Consider the following 26,359-nt stretch of genomic DNA (forward strand, 5'->3'; position numbering starts at 1 on the left):
AGTGTTCTTATATAGAACCAGGCTATTTATCCGGAAGTGAATCCACATCTTTCTGTCCCGCTTCGGCCTGCTGGACTTCGTGCAACATGCTTCCTACAGATGAGACACGGCCGCGGTCATCTTTGTAGGCCAGATGTTTCCGTTCCAGTTTTGTCGGCGAATCGACACCGGCGGCTGCGGCAACATTGAACAGACCGGCACGGAGTGATGTCACATAATTGGTGACCCGGTAAAGTTTTTCATCCACTATTAAACCGCTCTGAAGTTCGGGGTCTGTCGTTGCGACACCAACCGGGCATGTATTCGTATGGCACACTTCAGCCATGATGCAGCCGACGCTGATCATAAAACCCCGGGCGATATTGATGAGATCCGCCCCCATGCCAAGTGCGATTGCCGCTTTGTCCGGAGTGATCAGTTTGCCGGAGGCGATCAGTTTGACACGATCCCTGATATCATGCTGTCGGAGCAGTTCATCCACGATTGGCAAAGCTGTCATAACTGGCAGGCCGACAGAATCTGCAAGTTCCTGATAAGTGGCGCCTGTACCGCCTTCACTGCCGTCAATTGTGATGAAGTCCGGTCCCTTACCGGAATCTCTCATGTACTTCACCATCTCATCAAGTTTTTCAACATCTCCGACCACTATTTTCATTCCCACCGGTTTTCCACCGACTTCCCGCAGTTCCTCTATAAAATCGAACAATGATGAAAAAGAATCATAGTCGACGAAACGATTCGGGCTGTTGACTGTCTTCCCGGGTTCAATCAAGCGTATTTTTGCGATTTCTTCAGTGACTTTCTGTCCTTCGAGATGGCCACCGCGGGTCTTGGCGCCCTGTGCAAGTTTGACTTCGAAGGCCTTCACCTGTTTCATTTCAGATTTTTCTTTGAATGCCTCCCACGAGAATTCACCGGAAAGTGTCCGGACACCAAACAATCCCGGTCCGATCTGCATGATCAGATCGGCATTACCGGCCAGGTGGTGGTCGGATATACCGCCTTCCCCCGTATTCATCCATGTGCCGCCGGCAGCAGCAAGCCCTTTTGACAGTGCTGTAATCGCCCGTTCCCCAAGGGCACCATAGCTCATCGCAGACATTCCCACCTGACCTTTGGCATGGAACGGCTCGCGGCATTTTCCTTCCCCCAGTACAACCGCATCTTCATCGCGTAGAAAATACGGATCAATCTGTGCTTCCTCGTGGTGTTCTTTGCGGGAAAACAGCCCTTCATTATCGACGACATATTTATAGGAATTTGTTTTCTGTGTATTGTCGACTCTCATTTCAGTGGCAAGTTTCGGGAACAGGCTGTTCCGTATATAATAGCCATTCTCCTCAAAAATACGATTGGAACCAAAACCCAGAAGCCGTTCATTGTATTTCCCGGCTTTCACGACGTCCTGGTACTGCAGTCTTGAAAATGGTTTTCCCTCATTGTCGTCCGAGAACAGATATTGTCTCAGTTCCGGGCCAACATGTTCTGCCATGTACCTTACACGTCCAAGCAGTGGAAAGTTACGCAGGATTGCATGCTGTTTCTGACGGTCATCCTTCCGGTAGATATAGGCAATGTAAGCAAGCGGCGCCGCCACCGAAGTGCTCATAATGGCTGACGGCAGATATTTTGAAATTTTCCCCATGGGAACCACCTTTCAGTTTTGTCATTATTGTATTTCAAAGTGAGTCCAGGGCGTCTTTTATCGAAGATTTGCCTTCGGTTATATCGAATGATTTCCTGAATGTATTCTGATTGTTGATTGCAGCAACAAGAACCGAAGCGACATCTTCATGAGGAATCTCGTCATCAGCTGCAGCAATCGTTTCTGCTGCTTTTATCGTCCCTTTTCCCGGCTTGCTGACTTTCTTGGCCGTGCGGATTATTGTGTAGATCAGTTGGCTTTTCCTGATCCACTCCTCGGCTTTATACTTTCCACCGGTTTCTTTGGATTCCTCTGATTCATCCGTACGCACAGGACTCAAGTAGACGACACGTTCGGTTTTCCGGTGCTGCGCTTCTTCAAGCGATTTTATCACTGCTTCGTAATCAACCAGTATTTCCTGGTCTTCCCCTGCACCGAAACTGGATCCCGCAATGTAGATGATTGCATCGGAGCCATCGATGCCCCCGGTGAAATTTTCATTCTTCTCTGAAACGACTACATCAGTCGCCCCCAGCATCCTCAGTGCCTCTGCTCTGTTGTCAGTTTCCGCAACAGTCACGGTTTCATGCCCTTCTGCAGCAAGCTGCTTAAAAACATGTTCCCCTACACCTTCGATGCCGCCAAAAACAAATACCTTCATCCAATCCCCCTCCATCTGATACATTTATATCCTCTGTTTCCCTATTCAGTCTGGTTGAAACCCTGCGTGGGGAACCAGGCATTAACGTGCAGAAAGTTGTATCCAAAGCAGCCGGAATCTGCTATGCTAACGGAAATACTTCTGTATAAGAGGCTTAGCCCTTTATCCATCAGGAAGAAAAGGATGTGTATATATGTATAAGAAGATTCTGCTGCCGTATGATTTCACGAATACATTCGACAACGTGCCTGACCAGCTGGTAAAACTGACGGAAAATAATGACGATGCTGTAATCACTGTTCTTAATATTGTTACAGATGGCGAAATGTCCGGAGATGTCAGATTCAATGGTAAATCTTTCAGTGGAATCACCAAAGAAAGAGCCGACAAGCTTAAACCGTTCACGGACAAACTTGATGAACGGGGCTTGAATTATGAAGTGCGCTTCGAGGCAGGGCGTGTAATTACAGAACTGCTGAAAGAGATAAGAGAAAACGAATACGACATCGTCCTGATGAGTAACAGACGCTCGAAAAGAGAAATTAAGCACGTGCTTGGGCATGTGACGCATAAAATTGCCAAACGGGTGAATACACCTGTAATGATCATTAAATAATAAGGATTTATGTAATAGAAAAGCCCTGCATTGTCCGGATTTCCCGGGCAATACAGGGCTTTAATTCAGATGGCAAAGATCTTACCACCAGTTATTCGCTTCACGGAACTGAATGGCTTCTTCAACTGAACCATAACGCTCTTGAGCATAGTTGATCATGCCTTCTGTCTGTTTCTCAACAGAGCCAGTGCCCCATGATTCTTTAGTCTGTCCGAGGCCTTGGTAGCCCAGTTCATTGACTGCATTCGGGTCACCGCTTGATTCAGGCATCACGATACTTTGCCACATGGCTTCTGTACCACCGGCATTGAGGAATTGCTCCTTAGTGGAGCCGCCGGCTGATTCGGATGACTGAGTATTTTCTGCAGGTGCAGCTGCCTGGATATCTTCAGTTTGCTGTTCAGTGTTTTCAGCAGGCTGCTGAGTCTGCTCTGCGTTTTCCTCGGTTACCTGAGGTGCAGCTTCCTGCTGCACAGTGTTCTCTGCAGGCTGCTGAGCCTGTTCCGTATTTTCTTCGGTTACCTGAGGTGCTTCCTGTGTCTGTTCTGTTTGAGCAGTTTCATTCTGCGGCATTTCAACACTGTAGCCACCATATGACCATGTGTAGTAAGTGCCGTCGGATTCGAAATTATAGTTAACGCCGTCGACCGTGAAGTTGTAGCTGTACTCCCCTTCATGGATTGGCGCGTTATTCAATTCGCTTGAATTGGACTGAGCCATCTGTGCAAGCTCGTCTTTATTGATTTCCGATGCTTCTGCGTTCTGGTCTGCTGCGACACCAGTTACTCCCAAACCTAATGCCAGTGTCGTAGTTAAGATTGTTTTCTTCATAAATTCTAATTCCTCCAGATAATCTATAATGATCTTGGATGTTTTGGTTCGTTATAAGCTGTACATTTCAAAGCCTTGCTTTTTCAAGACAGTGCCTAATATATCACATACATTTCCTCTGTAGGTTACACTCAAATAATAATGCAATTACATAGACCTGCATTGGTTGTAAAGGTGTGTAATATTGGTAAACTGCTGTATTATTTCTGAAAATTGTTTTTAGTGGCAGGTGTATCCAATTTTGAGGATAAGAAAAACCCGTACGATCCGGGCTGACCGGATAATACGGGTTTGTATATCAGCTGGCTGATCTTACCACCAGTTGTTTGCTTCACGGAATTGGATGGCAGCATCAACTGAACCATAACGCTCTTTAGCGTAGTTGAGCATACCTTGAGTCTGCTCCTGGACGGAACCAGTACCCCATGATTCTTTAGTCTGTCCGAGGCCTTGGTAGCCATTCGGACTTACAGCGTTCGGGTTACCTGTTGATTCAGGCATAACGATGCTTTGCCACATAGCTTCTGTGCCGCCGGCATTAAGGAATTGTTCCTTAGTGGAGCCGCCAGTTGACTGTGTGCTTTCTGCAGGCGCAGCTGCCTGTACGTCTTCTTGCTGAGCTGGCTCTTCATAGCTTTCTTCAACCTGAGGTGCCTCCTGAGTCTGCTCTTGCTGCTTTACTTCTTCAGTTACCTGAGGTGCTTCTTCAACCTGTTCTGTTTGAGCAGGTTCATTTTGTGGTAGTTCATTACTATAGCCGCCATAAGACCATGTGTAGTTATAGCCATCGGATTCGAAGCTATAATTGACACCGTCAACTGTGAAGTTATAGCTGTACTCCCCTTCATGGATTGGCGCGTTATTCAATTCGCTTGAATTGGACTGGGCCATCTGAGCAAGCTCGGCCTTATTGATTTCGGATGCTTCTGCGTTTTGGTCTGCTACGACACCGGTTACTCCCAAACCTAATGCAAGTGTTGTAGTTAAGATTGTTTTCTTCATAACTTTTACTTCCTCCAGTAATTGTACTTTATATAATAGTTATTGTTTTTTATATCGTGATGTGCAAGAACACGTTTAAGCTTTACTTTTTTCAAGACAATGAACAATATATCATAAAAAAATACATAGTGTGTTACAGCCTAATAATAAAGAAGTTACAAAACCCGGTTACTTATGTAATATTGAGATATTCTTGTATTATTTCCGTATTATTTCTGAAAATTCGTCATATTGCAGGGGTTTTCTTTGAATTGAGGTGTATACTCAGTTTGACTATCCTTTATAGCAAAAGACCGTATCTTTGTCGGATACGGTCTTTTGTTTTAATATATTCTAATATGAAAGTTATATAAAGTGGAAGAACCAGGGAGGAACACATGGAGATACTATCAATCATTGCTGTATTGCTCGTGGGTGTAGTAGTCGGCTTCATCAATATTGTCTCAGCCGGCGGCTCGATGCTCACGCTGCCGTTGCTTATCTTTTTCGGTCTGCCGTCGAACGTTGCAAATGGAACGAACAGAATCGCAATCATGGTCCAGAATGTGTTTGCCCTGTATCAGTTTCAGAAAAAGGGCCACCTGAACTGGCGGTTGGGTCTGCTGCTTGCTCTTCCAGCAACGGTCGCTTCAATATATGGTGCCAGGCTTGCTGTTGACATCGCTCATAACACGTTCGATACACTGCTTGCGACTTTTATGTTCATATTCGCAGTGCTGCTCATCCTTAAACCCCAGCGTTACATTAAAAGTAGATTCAACCCGAAAATATCTATAGTACTACTATTTCTTGCCTTCGTGTTTATAGGTATATACGGCGGAGCACTGCAGGCTGGTGTCGGTTTCTTTATCATCCTTACGCTGCTTTTACTGGTACCGCAGATTCCAATGGGTGAGATGCATGGCATCAAGACCCTGGTTGTGACAATCTATATCTCTGTTTCAACCTTTGTCTTCATATTCAACGGACTGGTCGATTGGAAGTTTGCTGTGGCTCTCTCACTCGGCTCAGCCATAGGGGGTTCCCTGGGTGGTAAGTATGCGAGTGTGCTTCCGGATAAGCTGCTGCAGAGGATATTGATTGTTGCCATCATTTTCTTTGCCTTAATATTGTTCGCAAGATAGGCATGAAATACTGCGTTGGAACCCTCTACTGAGGGCTGTTCTTTTTCGGTCCGGGCATCTCCATATTCACAAATGGACTGTCATACCGGAGCATGCCTTTTATACGTGTAACGTTGACATCGTCTCCACGCAGCCATCTGGCGAAGTCTAAAATGACCGGTGCCCTGTCAGGCCCGATGACAAACCATGCTTTCAGTTCTCGGGGGAGGTATACGGAGGTGTGTATTGTCCCGGCTGCGGCATCATATTTTTCTGAGAATACACCTTCTGCGGTACTATTCATCACTTTAAATGCCTGATAGGCATTCGTGGAACTCTCCTGCCGGGTCTGTATCGTCTGCTCTCTGCGCCTTGTCTCTTCCTGGCGGTAGCGATTTTCTTCATTAAGTATATGAAAATGGTTCGTGCATACATTGGACTGCCTGACTGCAACTTTTCGCGGTGAAGCTTCGACGATGTAGGTTTCACCACCCGGATCCAGAAGGACATAGCTGAATGAGTGCCGGTGGGGAATGCTTTCCAATAAAGAAATGGCTTCTTTTACATCTGCACATGTCTCGAGTATGAGCCGGGCAATCATGCTGCACATGAAGCCATCACCCGCCATCTTGCTGTGGGTGAAGTTGTATCCCGTCACCAATCCTTTTTCGTTCATGCCGTCTATACGTCCCGTAATCTGCATGGAGGGTGCTATAAAGGCATAGCCCCCATCACTTGGCTCATAGAATACATAACGGCCTTCATACGCCCGCGGATGGCTGTCATAATTGCGTATCATGTAGTCTGAATCTGTGAAAATGGAGCAGCCGCTCCTTTTGAAATCCAGATAATATCCGCCAAATGAACGGAATGCCCTTTCCATATCCATATCGAGTGCGTCGGCAAGGCCGTGAATTTCATCGAGGATGGCGGGAGCAATCTCCTTTATAATCCTTAAATATCTTTCCGGATCGATGATGAAATGCCTGTCTCTTTTAGGTCCCCATTGCTTTTCACGATTGGGCAAAATCGGACTGTCTCTTAATATCTCACCCTGGTAATAACCAAAATCATAATGGGTGCCCCTGAACTGAATGATATCACTGTAAAACTGCTTCATTGTACTTACCTCCTCTGGCCGTCCTTGTTGAAAAGGCCAGGGGCAGTCCTCATTAACAATGAAGCTGCCCCTGGCTGGAAGTTGTTCCTGATACTATTTTACATCATCGATATCATCATGGTTGTCATTATCTCCGGTGAATTTATCCCCGGATGGTTCCTGATCTTTTTCTTCTGCTTCATCCACTTCACTGAAATCCGCTTCTTCATCGTCGGAGAGATTTCCCAGGAAATTTTCCAGGTCGAATCCTGTCATCTGGCCCATGCTCTCCTGCAGTTTTGCCATTGTTCCGGTGACAGTATTCGGCAGTGATTTCAACTGGTCGCCGCTGCCGCCGTCCAGGATGCGGATGGATTCAACGTTGCTCATGGAGTCGCTGACAGCCTTGGCGAATTCCGGCATGATTCCGATGAGCTTTTCAAGGATGATGACGTCTTTGTGTTCCGCCATTGCCTTGGCACGGCGTTCGATCGCTTCAGCCTCGGCCAGGCTTTTCTCCCTGATGACTTCCGCTTCCGCTTTACCTTCAGCCATGCGGGATTCGGCTTTTGCTTCGGCATCTTTAGTCTGGGCGTAGTAATCCGCCTCTGCCTGCTGCCTGCGTACTTCAACCTGCTGTTTCTCGAGCTGAACGTCATTTTCACGTTCCATCTGCCGCAGCTTCAATTCGTTCTGTTTCTCCTGCTCGCGTATTTCCAGACGCTGCCGCTCGACTTCAAGCCGGCGCTCTTCTTCTTCGAGTTCTCCGGCTGCTCTTGCTGCTGCATTCTCCTTCTCGGTCTCAGCGAGGATGCGGGCATCCTTCAGGTCTTTCTCTTTACGGCTGTCGGCAATATTCATTTCCCGTTTATATTGCTCATTTGAGATGGTCTCGTTGTCTTTGGCCTGCTGGATTTCGGTCTCACGTCTGTTTTCGGACTCGGCAATTTCTGCTTCTTTCTTCACCCGGGCAATTTGCGGACGTCCCAGGTTTTCCAGGTAATTCTCGTCATCCCTCAAGTCGGACAGGCCAAGTGAGGTAATCTTGAACCCCATCCTGTTCAGCTGATCCTGTGCAATCTCCCGGACCTGTTCGTTGAAACTCTCCCGATCCTTGTTGATCTGCTCCACCGTCATCTTGGAGAGGATTGCACGGAGATTCGAATTCAGGACTTCAGAAATTTCATGTTCAATATCTTTCTGGTCCTTGCCCAGGAACTGTTCGGCATATTTGACGATGCCGTCGAGATCGTCAGCCACTTTTACCGTAGCCACGGCCTCACCGTAAATTCCAACACCTTCAAGCGTGTAGACTTTCGGGGTGGAAATTTGCAGCTGGAATGATTTGAGCGACACCCTCGTGCCGGTCTGGAACAGCTTGAGCCTGTGGCCGCCGCCCCGTATGACCTTCATGTAACGTCCCTGGTCATCCTTGTAGATGTTTGTTTCCTTCGTCTCATCACCCAGATTCGGGCCCGTGACGATAAGCGCTTCGTTGGAAGGAACCGTACGGTATCTGGCCTTCATGAACAAGTACCAGCCGACAGCGGCGATAATGAGCACAGCGATAACGAAGATTATCGCAAGTAAAGTACCTGTAATCTCAAACATATGTAGCCTCCTGTTCATTTTCGTTTTTGCGCAACTGCTGAATAGTAAGGTCAAACCTGCCCTCCCCCAAGTATTCTATAAAGGGGAAGCGACTGCAATGATAAATGCGTAATTTTATATATATCCTTACTATCATCCATTACTTTATTCCGTGCAGTATAAAAAGCACTCATGATGGATGAGTGATTTAAAACGAGGTCATTTCAATTGCTGCTGCCCGTCAGCCCGCGGAAGCGGATAGAAACCGTTGTAAAGTTGTTTCCACAGAGGTTCCGGCAGTTCAGCAGGGGACTCGTAATAAAACAGAGTTTCACGTAAAACAATACATATAAAGCGCAGGCACAACAGTGCTACCGAACCTATCGGCACCGTGGAATCATGTGTGGATGCCATATCCTGGAGCAGCTCACAAGGTCATAGAACGGTTTCTTGTCCCTGATATATGGTTCGGACCAGACTTCGCCCTGACGTGTGCCCGGATGCGCTTTCCGATGACTCGTAATTTTGCCGGTCAAAAGCCCTTCCCCGAGCGGTGATTGTATCTTATTACCGATGCCGAACTTCTTTCCTGTCTGCGGCTTATGTGAAACACAAATGAAATTCCGGAGAACTTGATTCTCTTTAATTCGTATAGATGTTATATTGGATGTTAAAGTTTTTCCAGTGTCCGGCGCAATCTGTTGCGGCCGGGCATTAACTATGTGCATATATAAAATAGGAGTGAATCAAGTGCATATCAATGTACTTTATGAGGATAATCACCTGCTGATTATTGAGAAACCGGTCAATGTTCCGGTGCAGGGCGACAGTTCAAAAGATAAAGACCTTCTGACCATCCTGAAGCAGTATATAAAAGAGAAGTATAATAAACCGGGTGACGTCTATCTGGGGCTGGTACACCGGCTTGACCGTCCTGTCGGCGGTGCGATGGTGTTTGCAAGGACTTCGAAAGCTGCTTCCCGTCTGGCGGATGAACTGAGGAAGCATGAGATCTACAGAAAGTATCTTGCTGTAACGAGAGGGCATCTGCAAAAGGAGAACGGAAGACTGGCGGATTATCTGAGAAAAGATCGCAGAAAGAACATCGTCAGCGTAGTGAAACAGAATGAAAAAGACGCCCAAAAAGCGGTGTTGGATTATCAAGTACTGAAAAATAATGACACCGGGAGCCTTGTGGAAATTGAACTTCAGACCGGTCGTTCACACCAGATCAGGGTTCAGCTTTCCAATCAGGGGACGCCTCTCTACGGAGACCAGAAATATGGGCAGCATGTAAATAAGCCCGGACAGCAGATTGCTCTCTGGGCATCACGTCTGAGTCTCAAACATCCGACCAAAAAAGAGAGGGTCACTGTCGACTGTCCGCCGCCGGACAAATATCCGTGGTCGGCATTTATCTGAACCGCATATCAATTCAGAAAGCCCATCCGGGACTTTTGGATGGGCTTTCTGATCAGTTGAACAAACGATACAGGTTGTTGCACGCTTTGGCAGCTGCGATGTCTTTTTCAGTCAGTGCATTTTTGGAATGTGTCGTCCATGAAACGGTGACCGTTGTATAATCGATTGAAATGAAAGGATGGTGCTGCACGCTTTCGGCATAGGTACCGATCTTTTCTGCAAAAGAAATGCCATCAAGATATTTAACGAATTTGAACTTCCTGATGACCATTTCATTTTCGACGGACCATCCATCCATTTTTTCCGCCTGTGCCTTTACATCTTCCATAAGCAATCCTCCTCAAATGTCCTGTAATCCTCTCTACCCCGTTTCAAGTGCAGTCAATCTGTCGCATCCAGGAATAACGCCGGGCGTTACATAGGCTGTTATAATTTTACTGAATGCTTTCATATCAACGGTTTGGATGAATAACGCATGGCATTATAATGTGTTTTAATCAAAAACAGGACTGATTTGTATCAGCCCTGTTTCAGTAACATATTATTTTTCAAATACTGCATCCACAACTTTTTCTGATGACCTTCCGTCATCCCAGCTGCAGAATCTTTCGTGGAATTTCTCATATCGCTCCTTGTATTTCTCGCTGACTTCATCGATATTTTCAATCGCATCCATTACGTCGTCATTATTCATTAGCAGCGGCCCGGGGAGCTCTGTCTCCATATCGATGTAGAAGCCGCGCAACTGTCCCTGGTATTTTTCAATGTCGTAAGTGTAGAACAGTATCGGACGTTTCAGATTGGCATAATCAAAGAATACCGATGAATAGTCTGTGATGAGAATATCGGACATCAGATACAGTTCGCTGACATCACTGTATTTTGATACATCATATGCGAAGCCTTCCAGATCTGTCAGATCGATATTGGAAGCGACGACATAATGCATCCTGAGCAGGATGATGTATTCATCCCCGAATTGCTCTTTCATCCTGTGCAGGTCGAGGTTCAGATCGAATCTGTACTTTCCGACTTTGTAATATTCGTCATCACGCCATGTTGGTGCGTAAAGGATGATTTTCTTGTTGGTCGGCAAGTAGATCCTTCTTTTAAGTTTCTTGATGGTTTCATCATCATTGCGGTTCGTCAAAATGTCGTTTCTCGGATATCCGGTCTGGAGCATCGTGTTGTTGAACCAGAACGCTCTTCTGAAAATATCAGAAGAATACTGGTTGGGAGCAATCAGATAATCCCATTTATCGGTTTCACGGTTGAAGTTCCTCTTATACCGGGCAGAATTTGTGCCGGGCATATGGACATCGGCCATGTCTCCCGCAAGTCTTTTCAGTGGTGTGCCGTGCCATGTCTGGAGATATGACTGGCCATCCCTTTTGATGTAGCTGTTAGGCATCCTGACGTTGCTGACGACATATTTCGCCCTCGCAAGGTAGTAGTAATACTTGAGGGAGAAACGTTTAACAGTTTCAGGGTTTCCTGGTATTTTGACCGGCTTGTTCATCACCCAGATGAATTTATAGTCCTTTTTGTTTTCAAGCATGTACTCATATATATATTTAGGACTGTCGGAATAGGATTTACCCTGGAAACTTTCAAAAACGACGAGATTGTCTTGGAAATCCATATTTTTAAATACGCGTTTATAAAGCAGTTCCTTGCGGCCTTTTTTGGAAGCCATGCCTTTTTTGATGTCCCTCAGCAGATGGTTGAAGTTGCTCAGTTTCCGGAAGATGCTTTTTTTGTTCGATTGTATCGCCTTTACATCATTTTTCAGTATGAAGTCTTTATTTTCCAGTCGTTCCGGATCAATTTTCTTTATACTTTCCACCAGGCCTTCAAAATATCGATCGATGGTGGAATCGTCCTTGAATTCTGGCACCAGCCGTTTCCTGTAGAAGTTGAGGAGTTTGTCATCCAGGTATTTCTGGGCTTCCTCACTGAGTTCCTCTGTCCTCAGCTGATTATATATACCGAAGAGGTCAGGTGTCAGCTGTTCCAGGGGAGATTGCCTGAGTGACGGATTGTTGATTGGATCATTCCTTCTCCTTCTGAAGTATATTGCTTCATAGGAATAGGGTATCATTTCAATCTCTTCCATCAGCGGAATCATGAAAGTCAGATCTGAATACGTTTTGAATTCTTCGGAAAACCGCAGGTTCATGCCATCGATGACTGCTTTTGAAATCATGAAGTTGATGGCCGAGTTTGTCCTGAGCAGGTTGTATCTTCTTGTCGAATACATCTTTATCTTGTTCGTACCCGGCAGTATGATTACAGAGCTTGAACTGAAGTCCGTCGATTTCATCCTGCCGCGGATCATTGGGAATTCACCGATGTTATCGCTGAGGAGCTGCAGCATGTTCTCGGATATATAATCGTCACTGTCCAGGAAGTATACGTAATCTCCCTTTGCTTCTTCGATACCGATATTGCGCGCAGCGCCCACATTCAGATCTGCAGGTGTATCGATGAACCTGTATCTGTCATCATCCAGGTATGCATCGTCAGTCACTTTTTTCAATGATTCTGTATCTGAATGGAGGACCAGTACTTCAAAGTTTGTGTATGCCTGTTTTCTCAATGATTCCAAGGCAGTATTGATATACTCCTCATTTTTTTCTGCCGGCGTGATTACAGAAATCAAATTATTATTCATAGATATTGCTCCTTTCTCCTTCTTCCAGCAGCTTATCCGCGAGCGAGAACCATAGATCCTGATAGTTTTCTTTGCTGAATTTCGTCTGCATTGTCCTGCCTGCCTCACTGCCCATACGCCTTGTTTCTTCAGGGTTTTTCAGCATATGGATGATTCTTTCTGATAAGGCATCTATGTCCCCTTTTTCTATGAGGAAACCGTTTGTCCCGTCCTCAATCATATCAGAAGGGCCATATCTTATGTCATAACTGACAACGGGAGTATTATTCGCCATGCTTTCCATGACGGAAAGGGAGAAGCCTTCGGCGTTGGAGGTAACGACGGATAAGGCAGCATCCTGGTATACTTTTTCAGGGTTCTGGGTATATCCCTTGATCAGTACATTATTTCCGAGGTCAAGTGAGTCTATCAAATCGGCATACTCTTCCTTTTTATCTCCGGACCCCCATATTTCCAATCTGGCTTCTGGTACTTCCCTGACGACATTTTTGAATGCCCTGATGGTGTGGTCGATGTTTTTGACACTTGAGAATCTTGAGACTACTGACACTTTGGACATGTCCCTTCCGCTTTGACCGCTGTAATGTTTTACATTGGCGACAAAGGACCTTACACCTCTGATTTTCGGGACATTCACTTCATAATAGTTTGGGATGACAAACACTTTATCCTCATGGCCGAAACGGCTGGCTATGTCATCTTTCTGTTTTTCTGTCAGAACGATGAGTGCGTCGACATTTCCTATATTCTCCACCGCATATCTGTTCCGTTTATTCAGTTCGGAATCAGGATCATCCGGATTTCTCAGGTGGTTGCTGTGAGGGCGTAGTGCAGTTTTTGCGAGTGGATGATCCAGTTTGACGAGCAGCTCATCGGTGGTGCGTGTGTCTGAAATTGCCACGACTCTGGAATCCGCTTCGTTTATGACACTTTTCAGCCAGTGCAGTTTATGGGGCACCGCATCGCCGGTCGTTTCACTGAGCACTTCCTTATTCGAACCGAAATGGGTGATCCGGCTGACTTTCCCAGTGGAGGGTTCATGCCAGAAATTCAGAAAGGCGGTGCCTGATTTATCAAAGAATACTTCCTGTCTGACCTTATTCTCTTCAAAGCTGAAGTACTGCACCCTGCTCACCTGTCCGTAGTAGTTGCGGTTCTCCCGCCGTATCCTGTACCGATTCTCATTGAAGTAGTCTGTGAAATCGAGAGTGTCATCATCCCGGAGCGCGATGTATTTTTCATATATACCGTTGTTATAAAGTCTGTAGGCATTGTAATTCTTTCTCTGGATTACAGCATATCGCCCCGTATAATCGGAAAGATCTATTTTCATTTTGCGGATATTGATCTTATCTTTTCTCCCGTATAATGCCAAATCCTCAAACATGTTACGTATGACCACTTTACTGCTGACTTTGCCCATTTTCTTGAGTTTCTGACAGATGATGGGGAAGCGTGGTTCATAGCTGAATGTCAGTATCTGGGTATCATAGCCTGCATCAGCAAAAGTGCTTGCCTGTCTCAAGGATGCATGTGTGAGCCCGCCCTTGTTGACATCTATGGAGTTAAGTAGAAAAATAATCCTGGGTTTCATAAAATCATCCTTGTCTTAGCCTCATTCATTTGAGGATTATACTATATTATATTACTTTAAGTATATACTAAAAGAAAAACGATAAACGTACAGGTGGTTAAAAACCTGGGAAAGGGCGAATACATGATTAATGAGACGGACAGGGTCTATTTGAAACGCTGTGTGGAACTGGCTGAGGAGGCGCTTGAAAAGGGCAATGCCCCCTTCGGCTCGCTGCTCTTATCCCGTGACGGTGAAGTTCTCTTTGAGGATCATAACAGAAACGCCGGAGGTGACGAGACTCGGCATCCGGAATTCGAGATTGCCAGGTGGGCTGCTTCGAATCTGAGCGAAGAGGAACGGTGTGGTGCAACGGTCTACACTTCGGGGGAACACTGCTCGATGTGTGCATCCGCCCACGGGCTCGCTTCTCTTGGCCGCATAGTATATGCCAGTTCATCAGAACAGCTGAAACACTGGCATGAGGATCTGGGTGTCGAGTCGGGAAATCTCCGGGGGCTCTCGATACCTGAAGTGATACGCGGTGTGGAAGTTGATGGTCCCGATGAAGAATTATCGGAAGCAGTACGGAAATTACAGTACACTTATCAGAAATCATAGGAACAGAAAAAGAGGTCCCGTTTCGGGACCTCTTTTACTTTCTCAGCAATACGAGGGGAATCATCATCAGAGCACCGGCACCGGCCGCCAAAGCGTAGCCATACGGCTTTTTTTTATCTTCTTCATAATTACTTTTCTGTTCATCCACTTCACGTTCGGAGTTCTGTACCCGTTCAGTCTGGGGCCTTATGTTCTCCCCTTCATCCACCCCGGTTCCCAGGCCTTTCAATATCTGAAGTAGGACATTGACGCCTTCCACCACTTCCGGGTCCTTCAATGCCCCGAGGAGGCCTCTATAACCTGCTTTCTTATTACTGTGTTCGTATTCCGCCGCTTTTGAAACCCCGGTGTTGATCTTAAGTACGAGCGGTTCAATCTCAGTCATATTCACAGTGCCGAGAAGCTGGAACAAAAGAAGTGTATTCTTGATGGACTGTGGTGTCTCGGAATCATTCAGGGCGGTCACTATCCGGTGGATGATCCTGTCACTCTGGCCGAGACCGCTATCCATCATATCCAGCAAGTCGCGGTCCTTCATCTTGTCCGCTATCGACAGGATATCTCCGAGGACTTCCTTATGCTTCGTCAGAAGTTGCTCCAGCTCCCGGATTTCACGTTCGTGCTGCACTTCGGGGTCGGTTTCCATTCTATGGATCACTTTCGTTGCTTTGGCCATTATTTATCCCCCCTTCTCGCCTTGACGATGTCTCCCGGGAAGATATAGTCGGGGCGTGCCCATTTCTCTTCCACGTTTACACCGATTTGCGGCTGCGGGTTGCCGTAACGGTGATTGGTTTTTGGAAGCGGGCTTTTGCCTTTGGGTTCCAACACTTCCATTTTTACGGAGACCTCTTTGTATGCAGGCGTATCCGTGTCTTTATCGGAGTGGGAGCTTGTAAGGTAGTTGATCGCTCCTTCACCGGCTGTGTTCATCGGCAGATACAGCTGTTTGCCGAATACGCGGTCTGTGACAATGCAACTCACTTTGACACTGCCGTAAGGGGAGGTCAGGCGGACTTTGGTGCCGTCTTCAAGTTTGCGCTCCCCGGCAAGCTGCGGTGATACTTCAAGAAATACTTCAGGAGTCTTCCCTGTAATGGCATCGGATTTGTATGTCATGTTCCCTTCGTGGAAATGCTCCAGAATTCTGCCGTTGTTGACGTGCAGGTCATACTGGTCTTCAAATTCGAGCGGTTTTGTCCACTCGACCGGCCAGAGTTGCGCTTTGCCTCCAGGCAGTGGGAATTCCTTTTCAAACAGAAGCGGCGTATCCGTACCATCTTCAGCGACCGGCCACTGCAGGCTGTCATATCCTTCAAGACGGTCATAGCTTACCCCTGCAAAAAGCGGTGTCAGGGAAGCCGCTTCATCCATGATTTCACCCGGATGGCTGTAGTCCCATCCTGCCCCCATGCGGTTGGCGATTTCCTGTATGATCTCCCAGTCCGGTCTCGATTGGCCGAGTGGGTCCATCACCTTATAAAGACGCTGGAACCTCCTTTCCGTATTCACGAATGTGCCGTCTTTTTCCAGGCTCGGACTGGCAGGCAGTACCACATCGGCGTACTGGCATGTTTTAGAGAAGAAAATGTCCTGCACCACGAAAAATTTCAGCTTTTCAAATGCGGACTGGACATAGTTGATATTGGAGTCCACGATGCCCATGTCCTCGCCCTTCAGGTACAGTACATCGAGGTTACCCTCGTGGATGGCATCGACCATTTCATGGTTGTTCAGTCCGGGTTCTGTTGGTATTTCTGCGCTCCAGTTCTCTTCAAAACGTGCGCGTACGTCATCATCCGTCACAAACTGGTAGCCTGGGAAACGGTCGGGCATGCTCCCGAAGTCGCTTGCCCCCTGGACGTTGTTATGTCCGCGGAGCGGATATGCGCCGGCACCAGGCTTCATATAGTTCCCGGTTACCAGCAGCAGGTTGGAGATTGCGGTACTCGCATCACTGCCGCCGCCATGCTGTGTAATCCCCATCGCCCACAGGATGGATGTCGTCCTTGCTTCATGTATCGATGTTGCGATTTCAATCAGTTCCTCTTTCGTCATTCCTGTAATGTCAGAAGCATACTCCAGTGTGTATTTTTCAAGGCTTGCCATGTACTCATCGACGTCGTTCACATGGTCGCGGAGGAATGCCTTATCATCCCAGCCCTGGTCGATGATGTACTTCGTCACGGCTGACAGCCACACCAGGTCGCTTCCCGGCGCGGGTCTGACGAAGAGGTCTGCACGGCTTGCCAGTTCATTTTCACGTAGATCGGCAACGATGACTTTCTGTCCGTGGAGTTTCTGCGCACGTTTCACACGTGTCGCAAGCACCGGGTGGGATTCTGCGGTGTTGGACCCTACAGAAATGACGAGATCCGCCTGTGCGATGTCACCGATGCCGCCGGAGTCCCCGCCGTACCCGACGGTGCGCCATAATCCCATTGTTGCCGGGGACTGGCAGTATCTTGAACAGTTGTCGATGTTGTTGGTTCCGATGACACCTCTTGCAAGTTTCTGCATCAGGTAGGATTCTTCATTCGTACATTTAGAAGATGAGATGAAAGCGAGTGAGTCCGGTCCTTTTTCCCTCCGGTTTTCCTTGAATTTCTTTTCGATGAGATAGAGGGCTTCTTCCCATTCCGCCTCACGGAATTCATCACCTTCGCGGATCAGCGGCTTTGTCAGACGTTCCTCGCTGTTTACGAAGTCCCAGCCGAACTTGCCTTTGACGCAGGTGGAAATCCCGTTTGCCGGGGCCTCTTCCTGCGGTTCGATCTTCAGGATCTCACGGTCTTTCGTCCATACATCGAATGAACAGCCGACACCGCAGTATGTGCAGACGGTTTTCGTCTTTTTGATCCGTTCTTCGCGCATTGTCGCTTCGACATCCGAGACGGCCATGAGCGAGCCGTATCCCGTTTCGATATCCTTTGTAATATCGACCATCGGGCGGAATGTCTCTTCAGCCATTCCGGTCAGGAAACCGGCCTCCCCTTCCATGCCGACTTCCATCATCGCGTTACACGGGCACACTGTGGAGCAATGACCGCAGTTCACACATGATGATTCATCTATCGTAGTATCGTTATCCCAGATGACGCGCGGCCGTTCAAGTGTCCAGTCAATCAGGAGGGTCTCATTCACCTGGAGGTCCTGGCATGCCTCGACGCACCGCCCGCACAGGATACACTGGTCAGGGTCATAGCGGTAGAATGCATTCCGCTGCACTTCATGGTCCTTTCCTGTGTGCGGCGTATCCTGGTGGCTGATCCTCATCTCTTTCACCGTGTTATGTATTTCACAGTTTCCGTTGTTGAAATCGCACACCGTACAATAGAGTTCGTGATTGCCTAAAATACGGTCCATGGCGATGAGCTGCGCTTCGTGGATATCATCCCCGACAGTCTCCACCACATCCCCTTCATTTATGGTAGTGGAACAGGAACGGACGTATTCACCGTTGACCTTGACGATACATGCATCACATGTTTCAAGGGCACCGAGGCTTTCGTGGTAGCAAAGGTGCGGCGGCTCTGTCCCATTCTCCTTCAGATGACTCAAAAGCATAACGTCATTCTGAACGCTCTGCTTTGTTCCGTTCAGCGTAATTTCAAGATGGTCATTCATGTCTATATCTCCTTTCCCGAGTCTTTATCTTTCATGTTTCCCCTTTTGCATCCGTTTAAATCATCAATATCAGATTATTCAGAGATTAAGTGAGAATAATAAAGGAAACGGACGTTTTAGCCCGTTTCCTTCATTCACTGATGTACCTGCCGAGGTGTTTTGCCGTGGGCGAGCCGCTGATGCCGGGAAGTCCGCCCGGGAATCCGCTGTACATCACGCTGCCGCCGCGTGCGCCGGGTCCCGGGCCGACGTCGACAATCCAGTCCGCATGGGTCATCATTGTGAGATTATGCTCGATCAGTATGACTGTATTGCCCTGTGAGATCAGCTGTTCGAAACATGCGAGCAGTCTCGGGATATCATCCTCATGAAGCCCGGTCGTAGGTTCATCGAAGATGAAAATCTGCCCTGTTGCCTCGCTGTCCATATATCTGCTGAGTTTAATGCGTTGGATCTCCCCGCCGGATAGCGTATCAAGTGACTGTCCCAGTGTCATATAATGAAGGCCTGTCGCTTCGAGGTGTCTGAGACGGGTAATGACACCGATGTTTTGCCTGAACACTGTCAATGCCTCTTCGACGGTCAATGCCAGCACATCTGCGATGGAATATCCTTCCACTTTCGCTTCAAGGACCTCCGGACGGTAACGTGTACCGCCGCAGACTTCGCAGATTTGGGAGAAATCCGGCATGAATGCAAGCTCGGTCCTGATGACACCCCTGCCACCGCATTCCGGACATGCCCCTTCCGAGTTATAGCTGAACTTGGCTTTTTTCAGGCCGGTCCGCCGGCTGAAGAAAGAACGGATGTCGTCGAAGAGGTCCATGTATGTCAGCAGGTTGGAACGGCTTGAAGCGTGCACCGGCTTCTGATTGATGAATATGCTTTCCGGTGAACGGCTGAGTCCTGCGGCAAGCAGTGTGCTCTTTCCGGAACCGGCAACACCCGTGATGACGGACAGCGCCTCTTTGGGGATATCCACTGATACATCCGTCAGATTGTTGCGCGTGATATTTTCAAGACTGATGAAACTATCCGGCTGCCGCGGAGTATCCTTCAGCCGGTGACTCCGTCTCAGCGCTTCACCGGTAGGTGTTTCCGACTCTGTCAGTTCCTGATACGTGCCGCTGAAGATGACTTCTCCCCCGTGCCTTCCCGCGCCGGGCCCGATATCGATGACATGGTCTGCAATGCGTATGACGTCAGGATCGTGTTCGACAACGAGGACGGTATTTCCCTTATCCCGTATCGAACACATGATGCCATTGATCTTCTCAATGTCCTCCGGGTGCAGTCCGACGCTCGGCTCATCGATGATGTAGACAAGATCTGTAAGCGGACTGTTCAGATGACGGATCAGTTTTATCCGCTGTGACTCACCGCCCGACAGTGTCGGTGTTTCCCGGTCGAGCGTCAAATAGTTCAGACCCACATAGGAAAGGGACCGGAGCTGTTCGAGCAGCGGTTTGATGATGAATACCGCCTTCTCATCTTTCAGCGTTTCAAGGAATGAAATGGCATCATCAATGGACAGGGCGGTAAATTCGGCAATGTCCAGGTCTGCTACTTTACAGCCGAGTACTTTGGGATTGAGTCTTTTACCATCGCATGCAGGACATTTACGGGAGCTGACGACCCGATCCACATCCTCCAGGAAGCGCTTCTTTTCGAAGTTGTCATTCAAGAGGAAAGAGCGCCTGAAACGGTGGATGAGTCCTTCGAATTTTGCGGTCCGCGGCCAGTTTTCAGGCGGGTTCTTCAGTTTCCTCGGTTTGGTGTGGAGGAAAGTTTCCATCTCCTCCTCTGTATAGTCTCTGAGTTTCTTGTCGTTATCAAAGAGACCGCTGTATAAATAACGTTTTCCCCGCCAGCTGTCCGGCCTGAAAGATGGAAATCTGATGGCATCCTCATTGAGTGAACGGTCAAAATCCAGCAGCTCGGAAAGATCGATGTCCTCCACATAGCCGAGCCCCTGGCATTTTTCACACATGCCGACCGGGTTGTTAAATGAAAATACATTGGAATAGCCGACGAACGGTTCTCCGATGCGGGACCAGAGCAGCCTGACCGTGGAGTATATATCCGAAATGGTGCCCACCGTCGATCTGGAGTTACCCCCCAGCCTTTTCTGGTTTATGATCATTGCCACCGGCAGATTTTCTATATGGTCGACATCCGCCTTTTCGAAGCGGGTCAGCTGATACTGCATATAGCTGGAATATGTCTCATTCAACAGGCGTTCTGATTCGGCTGCGAGTGTGCTGAATACAAGGGATGATTTTCCGGAACCGGAACGGCCGGTGAACACTGTGAGACGATGCTTTGGTATATCCACTGACACATTTTTTAAATTGTTCTGTTTGGCGCCGATTATGCGTATCTCTGACATGGGGATTCACCTCTTTGATGTATTTTCCCATCCGGCAAAAATCTATGCGGATTCTCCGCCGCCATGGGGATTTTCTTTCGGATGGATGTATCGGTACTGATCCGTATCGCCGGCATCGATTGTCCGACTGGTGACTTCATATGCTTCAGCGAAGTTCATCTCGGAAATCTCAATTGAACCGTCATCATTCACAGTCTCGATATAGGCGACATGCCCGAGCTCCCCCCGTTCAGTCTGGAGGATCGCCCCTTCAGCCGGCTCTGCATTGACCATATAGCCGTCTTCTGCGGCCTTCTCCGCCCAATGTTCTGCGTCACTCCAGCTTTTTTCTATCATGTTTCCATCAGTTTTCACCTGTTCGAAAATATAATGGGTGCACTGGCCTTCATCATATCTGTTGTACTTCATCGGGTCGGGGGTAATGGTATATTGAATCTCTTTTACAAACCCTTCTTCAGAATGGTCATTGAAGGCGATGAACCCTGTCACCAAAAGAATCAGTATGGTTGCTGTAAGAATTGTCCTTTTCATTCATTTTCCTGCCCTTATATTTTACTGGCTGATATTATACACGGGTAAGCACGGTATTTTAATCTATCTGCTCATGCGGCTTTGAACCACTTTCATAACTTCCATCATGATGACGGACAGGAGGGCAAGTCCTGTTGCATACAGCCATTCCATGATGCCGAATTCCGGCGGGATATTGAAGATTTCCCTCACGAGAGGCAGTGTTGTCATACCATAGAGGGCAAATCCGAGTATCACCGCACCGATGACATATCTGTTATGGAAAAATCCGGCGCCGAACGCCGTCTGTGTATTGGACCTTGCCGCAAATGTCTGGAGAGTCCTGGACAGGATCAGAGTCGTAAATGCCATTGCCACGCCGATTTCCACAGAGGAACCGAGTCCGGTATGGAAGGAGATGATGACGGCGAGAGCGATCAGGATGCCTCGGGTGACGACGGCTTTCATCGTTCCGCCTGCGAAAATTCCCTCGTCGACATCCCGCGGTTTGCGGTTCATCACATCCGGTTCGGATTTTTCCATGCCGAGTGCAATCGCCGGCAGTGAATCATTGACCAGGTTGATGAAAAGCAGTTGCAGCGCCGTGAATGGATTCGGCATGTTAAGCGTTACAGCATACAGTATGGCGATGATGGCGCCCAGGTTCCCCGCGAATAAATAGCCGATGGATTTTTTAATGTTATCGAACACTGTCCGGCCGACGCCGACGGCATTTACGATCGAGACGAAATTATCATCTGTCAGTATCATCGCAGAAGAGTCCTTGGCGACTTCAGTGCCGCTGCCCATGGCAATGCCTATATCTGCCTGCTTCAGTGCCGGGGCGTCATTGACGCCGTCACCGGTCATGGCTGTAATGACATCCCTGCGCTGCCATGCCCGGACGATGCGTATTTTATTCTCCGGTGATACACGGGCGTATACAGAGATGCTTTCCAGTTTATCTTCAAGCTCCTCTTCTGTCATATCGTCGAGTTCCCTGCCTGTAACGGCGATATCACCTTCCTGCATCAGACCGATTTCACGGGCGATTGCCTGGGCGGTGATTTTATGGTCACCCGTTATCATGACGGTACGGATGCCGGCCTTCCTGGATTCTTCGATGGAGCCGTATACCGCTTCGCGCGGGGGATCCATCATGGCCATAAGACCGGTAAGCACTATGTCAGTTTCATCATCATGAGTGATTGCGGCATCTTTGGAGTCGAGTCTCCTGTAGCCGAACGCAAGCCCCCTCAGTGCCTGCTCTGAAAATGATTCATATGCATCCTGGAACTTCTGCAGCATATTTCCGTCAAGCGGGCGTTCCTCGCCGTCGATGAGGACATATCCCGCACGTTCGAATATGACATCCGGTCCGCCCTTGACGAGCATCATCGGGATGCTGTCGATCTCATGGACCGTGGACATGAGCTTACGGTCGGAGTCAAACGGCAGTTCCGACTCTCTCGGGTATCTGTTTCGTATCTCTTCATAATCCCCGTTTTTGGCATTTGCAAAGTTGATCAGTGCGACCTCGGTCGGATCGCCGATCGGGTCGCCAGCTTTGTTGATATATGAGTCGTTGCAGAGTACGCCGATATTGACAAGCAGCCTTTCGGACGTGCTCCAGTCTTCAGGATTATCCGTCAGGCTGTCCCTGGAGCTGCCCGGTATGAAGAGGTCCGTCACTGTCATCTTATTCTGTGTCAGTGTTCCTGTCTTGTCCGTGCAGATGATGCTCGTTGAACCCAGTGTTTCAACCGCCGGCAGCTTTCTGATGATGGCATGCTGTTTTGCCATCTTGTTCGTTCCCACTGAGAGTACGATGGTCACTATGGACTGCAGTGCCTCCGGTATGGCGGCAACGGCTATGGCCACAGAGAACATCAGGGCGTTGAGCAATGCCGTTGTTGTATCGACGTTACTATCGCCAAACCAGATGCGTGCAGCCTGTACGGCGAAAATCAATATACAGAGCATAAGTATGCCAATGCCGAGCTTTTTACTGAAGCTGTTCAGCTTAAGCTGCAGCGGTGTCTGTTTTTGTTCCGCAGTGGAGAGCATGTCAGCAATCTTGCCGATCTCGGTCTGTTCGGCAGTGCCGGTAACGACGAAGGTGCCGCGACCGTATACGACCAGGGAACTCGAAAACAGCATGTTGTGCCTGTCTCCGAGCACAGCCTCTTCCCGGATGGTTTCTATGCCTTTTTCAACTGCTTCGGACTCACCGGTGAGCATTCCCTCGTTCACTTTGAGTGAGCCGCTCTCGATGATCCGGCCATCGGCAGGCACATAGTCGCCCGCCTCCAGGAATACGATATCCCCCGGCACGAGCTCTTTTGACGGCAATGTCATCTTTGTGCCGTCCCGGAGGACATTTGCCTCCGGAGCAGACATGTCCTGCAATGCCTCGAGTGAGTTTTCCGCCTTTTTTGTCTGGACGACGCTGATGACGGCATTGATAAGCAGCACCAGGAAGATGATTGCGGATTCCGCAATTTCACCGAGTGCAATCTGGACACCTGCTGCAACAAGGAGCACGATGACCATCGCATCCTTGAAAGTCTCCAGGAAGAGTTTCAGGGTAGAAGCCTTCTCCTTTTCTTTGATTTCGTTATAGCCGTATTCTTCGAGCCGGTCTGAAGCTTCCGGTTTCGACAGACCTTTTTCTGATGTATCCACTTCATCGAAAACTGCTTCAATGCTTTTCTGGTAAATGGTCATTTATGATTGTTTCCTCCTTTTGGGATATGGGAAGAGTGACAAAAAGCGAGACCTTCACCCCGGGGGGCAAAGGTCTCGCTGAGCAATATCTGCCAATAAAACCGATGGAATCCTCCATGAAATGACGGCTTTATTTTGAAAAAGGATACACCTTTTCCAACGCTACTCCCCTTTGACGGTCAGTCAAAGAATAATATTATTAATTGGATTATAACACGTCCATCTTCAAATTGATAAAATAGCGACTGCCCTGCATTATTCGATATACCTGTAGGACATCAGCTTTTTGAGCATCCTGATTTCCTCCTGCAGTTTTTCGCCGATATTGGTGTCGCGTACTTTCTTCCTTTCCAGCTCCTCATCGACAACACGTCTTACAGAGAGCACATCGGCACCGTCAAGCAGGACATTCTTCTTGGAGTTGAAATGCTGGTGGGCGACAAGCTGCATACCGAAAGAGTTATAGAGCAGTGTATAGCCGGCTATTCCCGTAGTCGACTGGTAGGCTTTGGAAAAGCCGCCATCGATGACGATCATCTTGCCGTTCGCCTTGATGGGATCCTCCCCGTCTATTTCCTTCACCGGCGTGTGGCCGTTGATGATCCTGCCCTGGTCCGGGTCAAGATCGAACTCTGCGAGCATCTTGCGGCACATGGTGCTATCTTCCCGCAGATGGTAGTATGGGTTCTTTTCCTCCTTATGGGATGCTTTGTCCTTGATGAAATAGCGTTCAAATGTGGTCATTGCGCGCTTGCCGAAAAGGGAGGAGTATTTCCCGGTCCAGAGGTACCAGACAAGGTCGGTCGCCAGGTCATCTGTCGTCTCTTTGTCCTGGAAAGACTTGCGGAGATAATCCTCGAACTGGTCCAGCAGCTCCCGGCCCCCGTATATCCTACCGTCGATCTCCATCTGTTCCATCTCACCGTTCTCATCCACAGGGATGCAGCCGTGGATGAGAAGGTTGCCGTTATACTTCAGGTACAGGCTTCCCTTTTTCATCAGGAAATTCATATGGCGCCTGAGCTTTTCGGACTGCTGTACGGAAAGCAGGAGCTTGTTGATGACCTCTTCCTCCTCCGGAAGCATCCTGGCCGGGTCTTCCCGGTCCACGGTGGCAAAGCAGGTGTTTTCAAGCGGATACGTCTTGTTGTAGACGGTGATCTCCTGCCTGTCGTAATCGACTTTCTCCAGTACAAGCCTTTCCTCCATGTCGAAGTACGGCCGGCGCTTGATGATCGGGCTTTCCAGCTTGAACTGGATCATGGCGATCGCCTGATGTATTTTTGTAATCTGTAGCTTCTCCACATCCGAAAGCTCCTGATCGGCGGTTTTCTTCGGGTGGAAGGCAGGGTTGTCACCATAGTATTTTTCCGCCAGGTTGACCAGCGGCCGCAGATTGATGCCGTATGCATCCTCGATGATATCCAGATTGTCATAGCGGGCGCATATTCTGAGGATGTTGGCCAGGCAGACTTTGGAACCCGCATATGCGCCGATCCAGAGCACGTCATGATTCCCCCATTGTATATCAAGGGAGTGGTAATCGATCAGGGTCTCCATGATCTTGTCCGGCTCCGGCCCTCTGTCATATATGTCACCGACGACATGAAGGTGGTTGACGACGAGACGCTGGGTCGTGTATGACATGCCGATGATCAGCTTGTCGGCCTGGCCGAGTGCGATGATCTGCTGGACAAGTTTTTCGTAGTATGGTTTTTTATTGCTGAACTCGTCGCTCTTATAGAGCAGCTCCTCGATGATGAAGACGAACTGCTCCGGAAGCGCCTTGCGGAGTTTGGAGCGGGTGTATTTGGACGAAGCATACGCAATCAGTTCGATCATCTGATCAATCTTCGTGACGTACCACGCATCCAAGTCTTTTTTCGATTCGAACTGGTTTCTGATCAGTTGGAGCTTTTCTTCAGGATAGTAGACCAGCGCCGCAAACTGGCTGATCTCTTCCTCGCTGAGTGTGTCTTTGAAAATATCAGTGATCTTCTGCCTGACATTCCCGGAGCCATTTCTTAAAACATGCTGGAATGCCTGGAACTCCCCGTGCAGGTCGCTGACGAAATGCTCAGTCCCCTTGGGGAGATCGAGAATGGCTTCCAAATTGATTATTTCCGTGGCCACTTTTTCTTCCTGGTCAAATTTTTCAGCAAGTAAATCCAAATACTTTGTTTCCAAGACTGCATATCCTCCTCTGATTGACGGCCGGGGTGAATTCTCAGGCGGCCGAATATGATGTATCACTAACATTATACTAGAT

Annotated in this window: 19 protein-coding genes; 4 read left to right on the forward strand and 15 right to left on the reverse strand. The window is 48.3% G+C overall.

Annotated features, from left to right (window positions below; translation table 11 throughout):
- Positions 1-22: 22 nt before the first annotated feature.
- Together C792_RS0100565 and C792_RS0100570 are read right to left on the reverse strand one after the other, a co-directional pair.
- Positions 23-1,645: an FMN-binding glutamate synthase family protein gene (locus C792_RS0100565; RefSeq protein WP_017547490.1), complete on the reverse strand. Its 1,623-nt coding sequence runs from the start codon at positions 1,643-1,645 to the stop codon at positions 23-25.
- A 34-nt stretch (positions 1,646-1,679) separates the two neighbouring features.
- Positions 1,680-2,306 carry an NAD(P)H-binding protein gene (locus C792_RS0100570; RefSeq protein ID WP_017547491.1) on the reverse strand — a complete coding sequence of 209 codons (627 nt, stop codon included), beginning with the start codon at positions 2,304-2,306 and terminating at the stop codon, positions 1,680-1,682.
- A gap of 193 nt (positions 2,307-2,499) precedes the next feature.
- Between C792_RS0100570 and C792_RS0100575 the strand changes: the two genes are divergently transcribed.
- The gene (locus C792_RS0100575) at positions 2,500-2,922 is read left to right on the forward strand and encodes a universal stress protein (RefSeq protein ID WP_017547492.1); all 423 of its coding nucleotides are present in this window, start codon (positions 2,500-2,502) and stop codon (positions 2,920-2,922) included.
- An 81-nt stretch (positions 2,923-3,003) separates the two neighbouring features.
- On the opposite strand, the gene C792_RS0100580 is transcribed toward C792_RS0100575, so the two are convergent.
- A complete protein-coding gene (locus C792_RS0100580; RefSeq protein ID WP_017547493.1) occupies positions 3,004-3,753 on the reverse strand; it encodes an aggregation-promoting factor C-terminal-like domain-containing protein in 750 nt (249 codons plus the stop codon).
- A gap of 312 nt (positions 3,754-4,065) precedes the next feature.
- Positions 4,066-4,755 carry an aggregation-promoting factor C-terminal-like domain-containing protein gene (locus tag C792_RS0100585; RefSeq protein WP_017547494.1) on the reverse strand — a complete coding sequence of 230 codons (690 nt, stop codon included), beginning with the start codon at positions 4,753-4,755 and terminating at the stop codon, positions 4,066-4,068.
- 377 nt (positions 4,756-5,132) lie between these two features.
- On the opposite strand from C792_RS0100585, the gene C792_RS0100590 reads away from it, so the two are divergent.
- The gene (locus C792_RS0100590) at positions 5,133-5,879 is read left to right on the forward strand and encodes a sulfite exporter TauE/SafE family protein (protein ID WP_017547495.1); all 747 of its coding nucleotides are present in this window, start codon (positions 5,133-5,135) and stop codon (positions 5,877-5,879) included.
- A gap of 25 nt (positions 5,880-5,904) precedes the next feature.
- Here C792_RS0100590 and C792_RS0100595 read toward each other — a convergent pair whose 3' ends face one another.
- Together C792_RS0100595 and C792_RS0100600 are read right to left on the reverse strand one after the other, a co-directional pair.
- Positions 5,905-6,978 carry a C45 family autoproteolytic acyltransferase/hydrolase gene (locus tag C792_RS0100595; RefSeq protein ID WP_017547496.1) on the reverse strand — a complete coding sequence of 358 codons (1,074 nt, stop codon included), beginning with the start codon at positions 6,976-6,978 and terminating at the stop codon, positions 5,905-5,907.
- A gap of 93 nt (positions 6,979-7,071) precedes the next feature.
- Positions 7,072-8,568, reverse strand: a complete 1,497-nt coding sequence (locus C792_RS0100600; RefSeq protein ID WP_017547497.1) for a flotillin family protein — start codon at positions 8,566-8,568, stop codon at positions 7,072-7,074.
- Between the two features lie 729 nt (positions 8,569-9,297).
- Here C792_RS0100600 and C792_RS0100605 point away from each other — a divergent pair.
- Positions 9,298-9,969 carry an RluA family pseudouridine synthase gene (locus C792_RS0100605; RefSeq protein WP_017547498.1) on the forward strand — a complete coding sequence of 224 codons (672 nt, stop codon included), beginning with the start codon at positions 9,298-9,300 and terminating at the stop codon, positions 9,967-9,969.
- Positions 9,970-10,021: 52 nt separating this feature from the next.
- On the opposite strand, the gene C792_RS0100610 is transcribed toward C792_RS0100605, so the two are convergent.
- The 3 genes from C792_RS0100610 to C792_RS0100620 all read right to left on the reverse strand — a co-directional run bounded on the left by C792_RS0100610 (position 10,022) and on the right by C792_RS0100620 (position 14,237).
- Positions 10,022-10,297: a 4a-hydroxytetrahydrobiopterin dehydratase gene (locus tag C792_RS0100610; protein ID WP_017547499.1), complete on the reverse strand. Its 276-nt coding sequence runs from the start codon at positions 10,295-10,297 to the stop codon at positions 10,022-10,024.
- 213 nt (positions 10,298-10,510) lie between these two features.
- On the reverse strand, positions 10,511-12,643 hold the full coding sequence (locus tag C792_RS0100615; protein WP_017547500.1) for a bifunctional glycosyltransferase/CDP-glycerol:glycerophosphate glycerophosphotransferase: 2,133 nt from the start codon (positions 12,641-12,643) through the stop codon (positions 10,511-10,513).
- The gene (locus C792_RS0100620; RefSeq protein WP_017547501.1) at positions 12,636-14,237 is read right to left on the reverse strand and encodes a glycosyltransferase; all 1,602 of its coding nucleotides are present in this window, start codon (positions 14,235-14,237) and stop codon (positions 12,636-12,638) included. Before C792_RS0100620 ends, C792_RS0100615 begins: the two co-directional genes overlap by 8 nt.
- 123 nt (positions 14,238-14,360) lie before the next feature.
- On the opposite strand from C792_RS0100620, the gene C792_RS0100625 reads away from it, so the two are divergent.
- Positions 14,361-14,837 carry a nucleoside deaminase gene (locus tag C792_RS0100625; protein ID WP_017547502.1) on the forward strand — a complete coding sequence of 159 codons (477 nt, stop codon included), beginning with the start codon at positions 14,361-14,363 and terminating at the stop codon, positions 14,835-14,837.
- 34 nt (positions 14,838-14,871) lie between these two features.
- Here the strand turns inward: C792_RS0100625 and C792_RS0100630 are convergent, their stop codons facing one another.
- The 6 genes from C792_RS0100630 to C792_RS0100655 all read right to left on the reverse strand — a co-directional run bounded on the left by C792_RS0100630 (position 14,872) and on the right by C792_RS0100655 (position 26,277).
- Positions 14,872-15,513, reverse strand: coding sequence for a helical membrane plugin domain-containing protein (locus C792_RS0100630; RefSeq protein WP_017547503.1), 642 nt, complete (start codon positions 15,511-15,513; stop codon positions 14,872-14,874).
- Positions 15,513-18,464 (reverse strand): formate dehydrogenase subunit alpha, encoded by a 2,952-nt coding sequence (fdhF, locus tag C792_RS0100635; RefSeq protein WP_017547504.1) that lies wholly within the window; start codon positions 18,462-18,464, stop codon positions 15,513-15,515. The genes C792_RS0100630 and fdhF overlap by 1 nt, the downstream gene beginning before the upstream one ends.
- A 130-nt stretch (positions 18,465-18,594) precedes the next feature.
- Complete coding sequence (locus C792_RS0100640; RefSeq protein WP_017547505.1) at positions 18,595-20,853, reverse strand: ATP-binding cassette domain-containing protein; 2,259 nt, start codon at positions 20,851-20,853, stop codon at positions 18,595-18,597.
- A 42-nt stretch (positions 20,854-20,895) separates the two neighbouring features.
- Complete coding sequence (locus C792_RS0100645) at positions 20,896-21,384, reverse strand: CHAP domain-containing protein (protein ID WP_017547506.1); 489 nt, start codon at positions 21,382-21,384, stop codon at positions 20,896-20,898.
- A gap of 63 nt (positions 21,385-21,447) precedes the next feature.
- Positions 21,448-24,090, reverse strand: a complete 2,643-nt coding sequence (locus tag C792_RS0100650) for a cation-translocating P-type ATPase (RefSeq protein ID WP_017547507.1) — start codon at positions 24,088-24,090, stop codon at positions 21,448-21,450.
- A 255-nt stretch (positions 24,091-24,345) separates the two neighbouring features.
- Positions 24,346-26,277: a fructose-1,6-bisphosphatase gene (locus tag C792_RS0100655; protein WP_017547508.1), complete on the reverse strand. Its 1,932-nt coding sequence runs from the start codon at positions 26,275-26,277 to the stop codon at positions 24,346-24,348.
- Positions 26,278-26,359 lie beyond the last annotated feature (82 nt).

This window comes from Salinicoccus carnicancri Crm (assembly GCF_000330705.1).
Taxonomy (GTDB): Bacteria; Bacillota; Bacilli; order Staphylococcales; family Salinicoccaceae; genus Salinicoccus; species Salinicoccus carnicancri.

Bases quoted from the DNA above. Each gene is read 5' to 3' on its own strand.
- C792_RS0100595 (WP_017547496.1), bottom strand. From the start codon at position 6,978: ATGAAGCAGTTTTACAGTGATATCATTCAGTTCAGGGGCACCCATTAT.
- C792_RS0100600 (WP_017547497.1), bottom strand. From the start codon at position 8,568: ATGTTTGAGATTACAGGTACTTTACTTGCGATAATCTTCGTTATCGCT.
- C792_RS0100640 (WP_017547505.1), bottom strand. From the start codon at position 20,853: ATGTCAGAGATACGCATAATCGGCGCCAAACAGAACAATTTAAAAAAT.
- C792_RS0100575 (WP_017547492.1), top strand. From the start codon at position 2,500: ATGTATAAGAAGATTCTGCTGCCGTATGATTTCACGAATACATTCGAC.
- C792_RS0100565 (WP_017547490.1), bottom strand. From the start codon at position 1,645: ATGGGGAAAATTTCAAAATATCTGCCGTCAGCCATTATGAGCACTTCG.
- C792_RS0100645 (WP_017547506.1), bottom strand. From the start codon at position 21,384: ATGAAAAGGACAATTCTTACAGCAACCATACTGATTCTTTTGGTGACA.
- C792_RS0100650 (WP_017547507.1), bottom strand. From the start codon at position 24,090: ATGACCATTTACCAGAAAAGCATTGAAGCAGTTTTCGATGAAGTGGAT.
- C792_RS0100580 (WP_017547493.1), bottom strand. From the start codon at position 3,753: ATGAAGAAAACAATCTTAACTACGACACTGGCATTAGGTTTGGGAGTA.
- C792_RS0100610 (WP_017547499.1), bottom strand. From the start codon at position 10,297: ATGGAAGATGTAAAGGCACAGGCGGAAAAAATGGATGGATGGTCCGTC.
- C792_RS0100630 (WP_017547503.1), bottom strand. From the start codon at position 15,513: ATGGCCAAAGCAACGAAAGTGATCCATAGAATGGAAACCGACCCCGAA.
- C792_RS0100625 (WP_017547502.1), top strand. From the start codon at position 14,361: ATGATTAATGAGACGGACAGGGTCTATTTGAAACGCTGTGTGGAACTG.
- fdhF (WP_017547504.1), bottom strand. From the start codon at position 18,464: ATGAATGACCATCTTGAAATTACGCTGAACGGAACAAAGCAGAGCGTT.
- C792_RS0100570 (WP_017547491.1), bottom strand. From the start codon at position 2,306: ATGAAGGTATTTGTTTTTGGCGGCATCGAAGGTGTAGGGGAACATGTT.
- C792_RS0100615 (WP_017547500.1), bottom strand. From the start codon at position 12,643: ATGAATAATAATTTGATTTCTGTAATCACGCCGGCAGAAAAAAATGAG.
- C792_RS0100585 (WP_017547494.1), bottom strand. From the start codon at position 4,755: ATGAAGAAAACAATCTTAACTACAACACTTGCATTAGGTTTGGGAGTA.
- C792_RS0100590 (WP_017547495.1), top strand. From the start codon at position 5,133: ATGGAGATACTATCAATCATTGCTGTATTGCTCGTGGGTGTAGTAGTC.
- C792_RS0100620 (WP_017547501.1), bottom strand. From the start codon at position 14,237: ATGAAACCCAGGATTATTTTTCTACTTAACTCCATAGATGTCAACAAG.